This is a genomic window from Pseudoalteromonas sp. SG41-5 (assembly GCF_014164495.1).
In the GTDB taxonomy this organism is placed as follows: Bacteria; Pseudomonadota; Gammaproteobacteria; order Enterobacterales; family Alteromonadaceae; genus Pseudoalteromonas; species Pseudoalteromonas rhizosphaerae.
Genome location: NZ_JACJFH010000115.1, coordinates 1 through 11,997 on the forward strand (window position 1 = coordinate 1; position 11,997 = coordinate 11,997).

An 11,997-nucleotide genomic window follows, 5' to 3' on the forward strand; every position below is an offset into this window, starting at 1 on the left:
TGTAGTTCGCTTTAGCTGCGTTAATGAGTTTATTTAGCCTAAGTCACATACAAAAGTGACAAGGTACTAGGAAGAAATAGGCCCTAGGCTCTAAGAATAGTTTGATACACAGATAGTTGTTTATAAATTTTTGAAGAACCTAGAACCTATAACCTAGAACCTATAACCTAGAACCTAGAGGGAATTTTATGAAACTTGAAGATATCCGTCGTGAGTATTTGCAAGATGCTCTGAGCGAAGAGAATTTACTTGATGATCCATTCAAGCAATTTGAAACCTGGCTTGAGCACGCGGTAGCAAGTAAACTGCCCGATCCAACGGCGATGGTGGTGGCAACGGTTGATGAAACCGGTCAGCCTTCGCAACGTATTGTGTTGTTAAAGCATCTTGATGATAACGGGTTTGTGTTTTTTACCAATACCGGCTCGCGTAAAGCACAAGAGCTTAAAGGCAATAATAAAATCTCTTTGCATTTTCCGTGGCACCATATGGAGCGCCAAGTGATTGTTTATGGTGAAGCACAACCACTGCCAACTTCAGCGGTTGCCAAGTACTTTTTGTCACGTCCCAAAGAAAGCCAGTTAGCTGCATGGGCTTCAAAGCAAAGCCGTCCTGTATCATCGCGTAAAGTGTTGATGGAAACTTTTGCTAATATGAAAACCAAGTTTGCTAAAGGCGAAATACCATTGCCAGATTTTTGGGGGGGATACTGTGTTGTGCCAACAAAAATTGAGTTTTGGCAAGGTGGTGCACACCGCCTGCATGACCGTTTTATATATCAGCGTCAAGCTGATAATAGCTGGCAAATTACACGTTTAAACCCATAGTTTATTATGGCGTTTATTGATTCCCACTGCCATTTAGATTTTACTGAATTTGATGCCACCCGCACCAAGCTAATTCAGCAATGTCAGCAGCTGGGGATCGAAAAATTGATCGTGCCGGGGATCACTTTGGCACAATCTCTTTCTTTATGCGCTTTTGCTAAACAGCATTCTGTAGTGCACATCGGTGCAGGTTTACATCCTTACTTTTTAGCAGAATATCACCATAGTCATTTAGCCAAACTGACTGATTTTACTGTGCAACATCACCAGCAATTGGTTGCTATTGGCGAGTGTGGCATTGACCGCAGTATTGACGATATTGTTTTGCAAACTCAGATATTTGAGCACCATATCGACCTTGCTAATCAGCTTGAATTGCCATTGATTGTGCATCATCGACAAAGCCATGACCTTATTGCACAGTCATTTAAGCGCTGTAAGCCAAAATATGGTGGTGTTATACATGCTTTTTCAGGCTCATTACAACAAGCACAGTATTATATTAAACAGGGTTTTAAACTCGGGGTGGGCGGGGTGATCACTTATCAGCGAGCACAAAAAACACGTTCCGTTGTTGCTCACATAGCACCTGAACACTTACTACTTGAAACAGATGCACCTGCAATGCCGTTAGCGGGCTTTCAAGGGCAAATAAACACGCCGTTACAGTTACCCCTAGTGTTTGAGCAGTTATGTCAATTAAAGCAGATCACAACACCTTATAAGGCTGGTTTTCAAAAGCAGCTTTATGATTCGTGCTCAGAACTTTTTCGGATATAACGATTTACTTGCCAGCGCTTTAAACCACGGCCTAATTGCCAAGTAAAAATGCAGGTTATCACTAGCATTAGTAATACTTGGCGGCCTAAGTCATGAAAGCTGCTATGACTGGTTGCTACTGCTGAGCGGGTCAAGTAAGTTATTGCAACAAATCCTAGTGGGCGATCGTCATCACTGATTATCGGTTCAACAAACGGGGTTTTAAGTTTACTAATACCCGGAGTGGAGTTGGGCAGCTTACCTAAAATATGGTGAGCTTGCCAATTATCACTACTGGCGATAAGTATGCCTTGCTGATCATAAATCGTTGCAGCCAGTACAAATTCATCTTTGCTTATGCTGTTACATAAGGCTGTTAATTCAGGTTTGTTTTTTTCAAGTAGCGGCGTTTTGGCATTGAGAGCCATAAAACGAGTTAAGCTTTTTGCTGTGCTGTCGGCACTATCATAAAGCAACTGGTGGCTTTGAAAACTACCATTAACAGCAACCCAAGTCAGCAATACAAAGCATGCCGCAGCAATACTTAATCGCACTAGGCGTTGCCTAAGAGATGCTGAAATAGGGTTTTTAAGATGGTTATTTTTCATAGTCACCGTTTACGCTGCTGACAGCTTTTGTTTTTGATGTTACAACTAAGCGTAACTATAACCTTAAATCCCCCTTTATGGCGAATTAATACCAATCGACTTAAATATTTAGCCTTTCTAGCGTGCTAAATAAAGCGCTAACGGCGTTGTAAGTTTTTTATGTAGAACAACTACATATAAAATTTATGCCTTGTTATCACTTTATTTATCCGTCGCTATAAATGACCAATAACCTAACCCGATTGGTATAATTGTTATTTTACAGGGGAGACATTAGTATCATTTTTGGAGTTATCATGACATTGGAGCGCTTTGCGAGCCTTTCATCAGAGCAGTTATCGGCACAGTTGTCGTTAGGTATGTGGTATCACTATCAAGATGCTTTATTAGTACCAACAAGCTTACCAACTAATCCGCAAGGAATGTTTAGTATTGCTTTTGCAGGGGACTTTAGCGGCCAACAACTAGCTAATATAATTAACTTTTTAGCTCAGCAGCAGTTTATTGTCAGTGCATTTTGTCGTTATCAACCAGAGCCAAACTTAAGCCCCGCACTGTGTTTTTACAGCGAGACACTAAGTCCAAGCATTAATCCTTTGGTACTGAATGAATTTGCTCATCCATTGGGATTTCAACTTGTACAAGTTAGTAAGCCACCGATTTTAACTAAGCCCGGTTTATTAGTCATGGATATGGACTCAACCGCCATTACGATTGAATGTATTGACGAAATCGCAAGGCTTGCTGATGTATATGATGATGTCGCTGCGGTAACCGCACAAGCGATGGCTGGTAAGTTAGATTTTAGTGAAAGCTTACATCAACGAGTCGCTAAACTTGCGGGTATTGAGCAAAGCTTAATTGATGAACTAAAAAATAGTTTACCATTAATGCCAGGGATCAAAGCGCTATGCCAAGTGCTAAAGCAGCATAATTGGTATTTAGCCATTGCCTCAGGTGGCTTTGTGCCGTTTGCTGAACAAGTGCAAAAACTGCTTGAACTAGACGAAGTACATGCCAATGTGTTGGAATTTAAAGATAATAAGTTAACGGGTAAAGTGCTAGGCACGATTGTTGATGCGCAGCAAAAAGCCGTGGTGTTGAGCCAATTACAGCAACGATTAAATTTACCTACGCAACAAACAGTGGCGATTGGTGATGGTGCGAATGATTTGACCATGATGGCTGCGGCAGGACTCGGTGTTGCCGTACACGGTAAACCTAAAGTTGTTGAACAAGCCCAAGCTGCAATTTGCCAAGGCTCGCTATTACAATTATTATATTTACTAACTATTCCTGTTGTTAAGTAACAGATTTAAGTTAGCCGTTTAAGCCAAATCTGTTTGCGCTTATTCATTTGTTCTACTAGTTCTGCGGTAAAGTCCAAATGACTAAGCGTTTCATCTGTTACATCAACCATGTCACCAACACCTGTGACTGCCCACAGTGCCTCTTCAAGATCTTTTGCTTTATGCAATGCATATTGGCTTACGTATTTTAGTTCGTTAGATAAATAATCAGTATCAGGGCGGCCAGTGCGTGAAATATAAATACGCATTATAAAGAGCAACTCAGATTTAAGACCTTTCTTTAAAAAGAGTAACTGTGGGGCATAATCTTCGCCAGCACTGCACTTGCTTTTTATAGCGTCTTCAATGGTTGATTTTTTAGGATCAAAACGAATAAATAAAGTGAAAGGTAACGGTGGATCTTGACGGCTGCGATCTTTTATAAGCGGTGTGATCACGTCATTGAGCTGCTCTGGCGATAAAAAAGCATCAATGCTGGTAGTATTATTAAGCAAGCCATAGTTTTGTAAAATGATATGCAATGGGCTAGGGTACAAGCCTTGACCGATAGCTCCTGTTTTAAAATGTGTAGCTTCTTTATGTAAATAAAACGGAAATTGACAAACACTTTTAGTTACCATATTTCGCAGCGCTGTCGATAATCCTGGCACCTTTGGCGCTTCTTCAGATACTTTTAATTTATCTTTATTATTTTCAATTAATTGCGTAAAAAACTTTACCCCTTCGTGTGGGTTATCAGCAATACGTAAGGCTTTTAAGTTGATAGTGGTGAACGATTTACTGACCGCCATCACTTCGTACTTTAATTTACTCAGCGTGTGCTTCTTGGTTATTTTTTGCAGCTCAGGCAAGCTTAATTCAACAACTTCACCTTTTTGAAAAGTAACCGGTTGGTCACACTCAATTTGCAAACCCATCACCGAAAAATCACGACTATGAGCGGTATGTGTTTGCTCATCCTGAGTTGTTAATACTACATCGGTTTTATACAAGTAGCGTTTATGTGAGCGCAGATTTACATACTCTAAATCAACGGTTTCAAGCTTTGGTGGGGTTTTATGTTTACCGTGACCAAAGCGCTTGAGCTGATTAACTATACTTTTATCGTAACTAAAGCTTTGGTAATGGGTTTGTTCAGCGTCTGTTCCTACAGCGGTTAAAATCACTAGATATTTTACGTCTTTGATCATTCCTTGCACGCGAGGTGTTGGTGGCTTGTTCAATTTTTCAATATCTTTGCCAGCGGTATTTGGCAAGCTCAACGGAATATATGAATCTTCAGGATGGCTTGGCATTAACTGTACTTTAAAGCATTGCCAGCTTTCTTTTTGACTACCAAAACCAAAAAATAATGCGCTTAATTGCGGCTCTGCAGTCAATTCAGTGCGTGTTGCTGAGTAATAATATACTTTTCCAGCAACCACATGCGTAAAGGTATATAAATACTCTTCTTTAACTGGGGCTGGGTTACTTAATAACTGAGCTAAGCGTTGCTGATTTAAAATGGTGTATAAACATGACAGCTTTCGCTCATCACAAAAATAACGCTGAATAAAGATATTGTTTTCAGTGGTCAGCACTAAACTTGGGTAGAGTTTATCGTTTTGCAAACTAAAAAAAGTAAATAACGAGGTAACACGGGGAATATAATACTGCTCATAGCCTTTTGAGACGACTGCATCTAAGGTGTTATCTAAATTTACTTTATAACGACGCTTATTGCCGTGAATAAAACTTTCTAAAAACTCATCAAATTTTTCGTTATTTTCTATAAAAGTACGTTTTAAGCGAATGTGATTAAATTCCGAAGAGATTTTCTCAACTGCAACAACTTCATATTGAATACCGTTTTTTAAACCTAATTCAAAATCTTGCTCAAGACCAACTAGGCGCAGTCCTAATAACTGCCCTTTTTTGACTTGATAGCGCGGTGAGAGCTTTATTTTTGCGCCACTTAAAGAGATATCTGAGGTGGTTGCTGCAATGGTGTTATCTTTGCTGAGTTCTACAGTGATTTTGATTGAATAGTTCATCCGTTCTTCACGGCGACTTTCATAAGAGGCAAATTTAATAACTTGGCAATCTAATTTTTGTTCATTCTGTAACTCAGGTTGCTTAGCTTGTTCAGCAGCTTTTTTTTGCATTACACGATGGTTATTATCGGTGTTCATTACTGCTTCGTAAACAGCAAGGGTATAACCACCATGACGTTCTATGGCTTGTTCAAATACCGCAATGGCGGTTTCATCCATAAAGTGTTGTTTGCCTTCATACTCATAAGGTTTAACTTGGCCTGTTACTTGGCCGCGTAAATCAATAAAGCGGGCGATAGGTTGTGACAAGCGCGACATTTCCATCTTGATCAAGAACTGCTCAGGTTTTGTTAAACCCGCTGTCTTCGATTTAAAGATCGTGTCAAATTTGGCATTACCTAAATATGATTTAAGCTCATCAACTAAACTTTCATATTTAAGCAGAGTGTCTTCAGTCATTTATAAAACCATCACCGTCTATTCTAAAAAGTTGGTATACTGCACATGTATTTACACACTCACTTGGTTGCTGGTTTGCAGCATGTGCGGTGTAATGAGTTACCATCTTTAATTTTTATTATTATGAGATTGCCAAATAAATGGCTCATTACTTTAGTTTATTAATCAAAAAAGCCTAAGCTCAAAAGATTAAGCAAAAAGTATGCCCTAAAGTAAAAGTGATAAACCTTGCTTTTTTATATATCTCGATTGTGGCGTTGAATTGCCTTATTGGCAAGGTCAATATTCAGCGCACCATAACGCAACAATAAATTAAAGATCATCCTAGTATGGACATAAATGATTTCAAAATGACGAAGGTAGGCAAAAGTTAATGGCAAAAGCGGCAAAAATAGAGTTTGTTTGCACCGAATGCGGAATGAACTACCAACGCTGGCAAGGACAGTGTCGCTGCGGCGCATGGAATACCTTAGCCGAATTTAAGCCCTCAGCAGGGCAAACTAAAAAAGCAGCAACGCGCAGCGTTGTTGGCGGCTATGCTGGTGGCGTTGGCGGTGGCTCGAAAAAAATTAATGACATCGCAACCACCGAAGCCGAAAAGCAACTAACCGGTATTGGTGAACTTGACCGAGTATTATCAGGTGGCGTGACTACAGGTTCTGTGAATATTATTTCTGGTGACCCCGGAGCAGGTAAAACGACTTTATTATCGGATTTAGTCGCGCGTATGTCACAGCGGATGCCATCACTTTACTGCACAGCAGAAGAGTCGTTATCGCAATTTAAAAACCGTGTTAATCGCTTAAAACTCGATTACAACCCAGACGAATTGTATTTGTTATCAGAAACCAGTGTTGAAACCATTATCGACGAGCTTGAAAAAAATAACATCAAGTTTGCAGTAATCGATTCTATTCAAGCGGTTGTTACTGATACCGCAAACGGCAGCCCAGGCTCACCGTCACAAGTTAAAAGTGCCGCGCAAGCGCTTACACAGTACTGCAAGCAAAATGACGTCACTATGTTTATTATTGCCCACGTAAATAAAAATAATGAAATAGCGGGGCCGCAAACTTTAGTGCATATTGTTGATGCGTTATTACATATCGACACGAACGATGGGCAAATACGTACCTTGCGCGCCAATAAAAACCGCTTTGGTGACATTGATACTGTGGGCATTTTTAGAATGTGCGAACGCGGTATGTTAAGTGTTGATAACCCCAGTGAAATATTTTTATCGGGATCAAGTACCGACTCACCCGGTTCAACCATTACTTGTATTCGAAAAGGTAACCGCAACTTGTTGCTCGAAATACAATGTTTAACCACCGAAACCGAGGCGGAGTTTCCACAGCGAGTGTGCGTAGGTTTAAATATGAACCGAATAAAAATGCTCACTGGTATTTTACGCAAGCACACTAAAACCAAAATCTTTCATGATACGTTTTTTAATATTGTTGGCGGGCTGAGAATTGATGAAACCGAAACCTGTATCGATTTAGCCTTAGTGACTGCCTTACTCAGTAGCTTAAATGAGTTTGTTGTACCGCGTACCACCTGCATAATGGGGGAGCTGAGTTTAAACGGTGACGTACGGCCAATCGACAGTGGCGTGCCACGCGTTAAAGAAGCTGCCCAACATGGTTTTACCGAAATATTTATTCCATTTCGTAATTACCATAAATCAATGGAAGGGCTGGGCGCTAAAATAACCCCAGTTAAAACAGTGCATGAACTGCTAAGTTTAATTAATTAGCCACGCTCAAAAAAAGTGCAAATCAATTTGCACTTACTTATGCTAGGCCTTATCAAAGGTATTATTGAATGATACGCTTAGCAAAATCTTAAGTCTAAAGCCGTTAGAGACTAAGCTAAATAACAACGGTGATAATAGAAATTGTAATAAGGAAATAGAATGAAAAAACTCGCAATTGTTGCTGTTGTTGTCGTTGCGGCTATCGGTGGTGTTAGCTATGCAAATCATGCACTGACTCAAGAAGTTAAAGTAGAAGTTGATCGTCAGCTTGCATTAATGAGCCAGCAAATGGGTGTAACAGCCAGTTATGAAGATATTTCGGCCAGCGTGCTTGGGCAAAGTGTTGAAATATCAAATATGCAAATCACTGGGTTTGATCAGCAGCCGGTTGCTAATATTGCGAGCATTGAAGTGGCGGGATACGAAGTAGATAAAATTGCTCCTCGTACCGAGTTGAGCATAAAAAACTTTACCTTCAGTGAGCATTTTTTAGCGCAGTTACCACCAGACGCTAACAATAAACTCGCTGCTGCTAGTTATGATCTTCATACATTGATGAACTATGATGAAAAATCAGGTGATAGTGATATCGACTTTGCGCTTAATGCTAAAAATATTGTAGGCCTTAATTTTAACCTCGGTCTAGCAAAATCAACCGCACTGATGAATGCTTCATTGGCGCTGAGCAAAATGCAGCAACAACTAGGTAGTCAACAGCCGACTTTAGAGCAGCAATTACAGCAACAAACCTTACTAATGGAGGCGCTTGCAGAGCTTGAACCACGCAGCATCGAAATTGCCCTCAATAACGAAGGTGAATTTAAAGCACTCGTTGAACAAACGCTTGAAAAGCAAGGTATGACGCTGGAGCAAATGCAGCAAATGGTCAACATGCAGCTACAACAAGCGCCAGTCAGCGAGGAACTGAGTGAAGCGATTAAAAACTTCACGCAAGGTTTAAGCTCATTAACCGTGTCAGCAAGCTTGCCAGAAGGGCAAGCCATGACCGAAATTAACCAACAGATCTTCACCCTAATGGGGCAACCAGAAGAACTGGCAGAGTTTATAAATTTAAAAGCGAAGGGCGAATAGCTCGTAGAGCTATAAGTTGTAAGTCTTAAGCGGTAAGTTTAAGACAAAATACAGTTTTGAGTTATTTTAAAGCGCGAGCATTGCTCGCGCTTTGTTGTTGGGTGATTTTAGTGATTAGGAGCTAGGTTTTAGGCGTTAGGTGCTAGGAAAAACCAGAGCAGGCCAGCGTTGAACTTATCATCGTAGGTTGTGGTTCATAGCAACGAAACTCAACGGTGAAAATTAAAGTTTAGAGATTGTTTCAAGTGGGAAACTGACGTTGATATAGGTTTAGGATAATAACTCATTGAATAATCAAGCTGTTGTTTGCTCCCATATTCAGGAAAATGAGCGACACGCGTGTCTTTATCTGCTTTATTTTCCTGTATTCATAAACAGTTTTGAGTTTTTTAACAACTCGCGGGTTTATTTCTTGTGATTTACAGCAACAAAAAAACAACAAAGATAAATCCCTTGATTTACATTTAGATACAGAGTTAGACTGAAAGTATTAAAAAACTCAAAGGATTTTCTGTCTGCAACTTGTGGGTTTAGATCCTTTGAATAAACTGTTAAATGCTAAATCAGCTTCATCATATTTCCATAACCAAGGAGTAGGAAATTGAATAAGACAAAATTTGAATTAATTGATATAGCCAAAGCTGGCGCTAGCTTAGTTATTGATGGGAAAAAATTCACTAAGTTTGAAATTATTGATATTGCTAAAGTTATTCTGGATGGGTGCACCATCGAAGTGCAAAATTGTCATAGTAAAACTAAGTATGAATTAATAGATATAGCTAAGGTAGCCAAGGCTGGAAAAATAATTTTCAGTTAATAATTTAATAAAATTTGGAGTTTAATGATGGCAAAACGTGAAAGTCGTTCAGTTTCAGGGACTATGGAGCTTGATTATGAATGGGAAGAAACAAGTAGTGGGCACATAGAAACTGAATCTTCGATAACCTTGTCAGGTAATGGATCGAATGTGGTTTTGAAAGAAAGTAACAGTACAAAAAACTTTATTAAAAGTAATGAATCACATAGTTCAAGTAATGAGTATAAGATTTCAACGTCTTTGCTCATATCTTTGATCAAAGAGCATGGTAATCGATAACAGCATTTAACAAGCCCATCCAAGCGACCGCCTACGGCGGCGCTTGATGGGGGCGTTGAGGCTGTATAATTACTCTTTTTAGGAACTGATTCTACGCATTTGGCTTGATTTTTTTTTAACCTTGAATCCATTTGGTTACTGTGATCTAATAGATATTATTCACCCACGGTAAATTGTTATGGCTCTTTCATTAGGTAAGGAGTCAAGCCTGACTTATCTTGCCAAAATAAATTCATTCCAATCAATTTCGCTGAATAAATTGACCTTACGCGGTCAAACGAAAGTGAATGCTTTCACTTCATACTGCGGTAACTGTATTGCTTAGTTCATAATATAGAAAAGCTGCAAAACACGATGCATTAATAAAGGTAAGCTGCTACCTCTCCAAATAAGCCACTTAAACACCTGTCATACCTTCCAAAACGCCCATTAAAGAAACAGTAAATCCTCTTTTTATATTTCACGTAAAATCGAAGTAACCGATTGAATCAAAATAGGAACTCAGCTATGGTTAATGCATCAATAAAAATAAATTAAAAACGAGTTATTCTACAGCCTCGTTATATGCAATATAGGGTTTGGTGGATATATGAAATATACAGAGAAATCGGTTACAGTTTTACATGACCAAATCCAAGTTCATTCTGAGCGTTTATGGCACAGGTATTACTCTTGAGTAAGTTTCACATAGTGTTAAAAATGAAAAATGATAATTCTTGGAAGTGTATATTTAAAGATTTGTCAGAAGTGCAAGTAAGGGATGATTTTATCGAACCTTTTAAAAGAGGTAAAGTCATCGTGAATAATGAACTTATTTCTACTAAAGATATTTATCATGTAGTTATTTCAAAAACAAATATGACCCATCGTGACGAATTGAAGAAAGTACAAACAGATAGCTATCAAAAACTCCAAGAAATGAATGAAAATGGTTCTGCTATTAACGTAGAGGCTGGCAGGTATGATTATGAAATTAAGGATTGTGGCAAAGATATTACCTCAAATTACCTTTATGGAGGTGCAGAAATGGGGGAAGAATCAAATATATTCAAAAACCCAGTGGTATTTATATTAACTGGTGGTTTTCTGGTCGCTATTCTTATAGATTTATATAGCTATTTCTCGCTCAAGGGATGGAACAATGCAAAAATGGAAATTTTACACGATCTTATCTATCCAACACTAGACATTTTAAATTATCTTATCTATCCAATTGCAGGGTTTCTGGTTTTACTTGGGCTATGTTCGATACTAGGGAGGTTAATTACTAAAGATAGTAATGATTCTATTATAGTCACTACATTTCACATCACTACGTCTATTGCTTATCTTTGTCTACACGTTTACGCAATATATGCATTTATTTGGTGGCCGATCATGGCGAGTATTGTAGCTAGCATTATATTACAAAAAATAGTAGGAGAACCAGAATCACCTCAATAATAAGCGTCTCCTATGTGGTAAACTCATAATTTGCATTCTTTCTTAAAAACGAGAAATTTTTTAAGTCTTGACTATTATGCGGTCGTTTTCATAGGTAAACTGAATTTAAATGCTTTTTCAGGTTTTGGGGAGGCATGGTTTAACATAGATGAAATAACGAAGTTTAGTCCAAACCTTAAACAACTTGCATCTGAAATGGTTGGAAAAGTAAAATTATTAGGGTCTAAATCTAACAGCAGTGAATACTTAGAAACATTTTTAATTAGATGTTATGTACTTTTACCTACTAAAATAAATGAATTATTGGTGTTTATTTAAAATTAGCCGATTATCCATATACCATTACAGAGAAGAATAAATTCGAAAAATATTGGGTGAACACCAACTAAGAAACCATAAAGTAAAATAGTTCTCTGATAGTTTTTTGTAACTATTAAATAGCAACGAGAATGAAATTATCCTGCATGGTGGTGCAGGCATATAACAAAGTGACTATGGTGTCAATTCCTAATTTTAAACCATTTCAGGATCCCACATTACACCATCTCTCACCATTGAATTTATTATCACTACCAGCTTTCGTATACACGCAATGATGGCTACTTTTTTAG

General features: G+C 38.5%; 10 protein-coding genes. 8 read left to right on the top strand and 2 right to left on the bottom strand.

All coding sequences use genetic code 11. The annotated features are described in order from the left end of the window. The first annotated feature begins 188 nt into the window (after nt 1-188). Together pdxH and H5232_RS20335 are read left to right on the top strand one after the other, a co-directional pair. Nucleotides 189-827 (top strand): pyridoxamine 5'-phosphate oxidase, encoded by a 639-nt coding sequence (pdxH, locus tag H5232_RS20330; RefSeq protein WP_145235507.1) that lies wholly within the window; start codon nt 189-191, stop codon nt 825-827. 6 nt (nt 828-833) lie between these two features. After that, a complete protein-coding gene (locus H5232_RS20335; protein WP_182831412.1) occupies nt 834-1,607 on the top strand; it encodes a TatD family hydrolase in 774 nt (257 codons plus the stop codon). On the opposite strand, the gene H5232_RS20340 is transcribed toward H5232_RS20335, so the two are convergent. Then, a complete protein-coding gene (locus tag H5232_RS20340) occupies nt 1,574-2,194 on the bottom strand; it encodes an AhpA/YtjB family protein (protein WP_145235511.1) in 621 nt (206 codons plus the stop codon). The genes H5232_RS20335 and H5232_RS20340 overlap by 34 nt on opposite strands. Before the next feature lie 296 nt (nt 2,195-2,490). Between H5232_RS20340 and serB the strand changes: the two genes are divergently transcribed. Further along, nucleotides 2,491-3,504: a phosphoserine phosphatase SerB gene (serB, locus tag H5232_RS20345; protein WP_182719608.1), complete on the top strand. Its 1,014-nt coding sequence runs from the start codon at nt 2,491-2,493 to the stop codon at nt 3,502-3,504. Between the two features lie 5 nt (nt 3,505-3,509). On the opposite strand, the gene H5232_RS20350 is transcribed toward serB, so the two are convergent. After that, entirely contained in the window at nt 3,510-5,996 is a 2,487-nt protein-coding gene (locus H5232_RS20350; protein ID WP_182719607.1) for a PilZ domain-containing protein, read from the bottom strand. Nucleotides 5,997-6,369: 373 nt separating this feature from the next. Between H5232_RS20350 and radA the strand changes: the two genes are divergently transcribed. The 5 genes from radA to H5232_RS20375 all read left to right on the top strand — a co-directional run bounded on the left by radA (nt 6,370) and on the right by H5232_RS20375 (nt 11,386). Then, nucleotides 6,370-7,755 (top strand): DNA repair protein RadA, encoded by a 1,386-nt coding sequence (gene radA, locus H5232_RS20355; protein WP_182719606.1) that lies wholly within the window; start codon nt 6,370-6,372, stop codon nt 7,753-7,755. 159 nt (nt 7,756-7,914) lie between these two features. After that, the gene (locus H5232_RS20360) at nt 7,915-8,847 is read left to right on the top strand and encodes a hypothetical protein (RefSeq protein ID WP_182719605.1); all 933 of its coding nucleotides are present in this window, start codon (nt 7,915-7,917) and stop codon (nt 8,845-8,847) included. A gap of 601 nt (nt 8,848-9,448) precedes the next feature. Continuing rightward, nucleotides 9,449-9,664, top strand: coding sequence for a hypothetical protein (locus H5232_RS20365; RefSeq protein WP_182719604.1), 216 nt, complete (start codon nt 9,449-9,451; stop codon nt 9,662-9,664). Between the two features lie 24 nt (nt 9,665-9,688). Beyond that, the gene (locus tag H5232_RS20370; protein ID WP_182719603.1) at nt 9,689-9,943 is read left to right on the top strand and encodes a hypothetical protein; all 255 of its coding nucleotides are present in this window, start codon (nt 9,689-9,691) and stop codon (nt 9,941-9,943) included. A 699-nt stretch (nt 9,944-10,642) separates the two neighbouring features. Beyond that, entirely contained in the window at nt 10,643-11,386 is a 744-nt protein-coding gene (locus tag H5232_RS20375; protein WP_182719713.1) for a hypothetical protein, read from the top strand. The last annotated feature ends 611 nt before the right edge of the window (nt 11,387-11,997 follow it).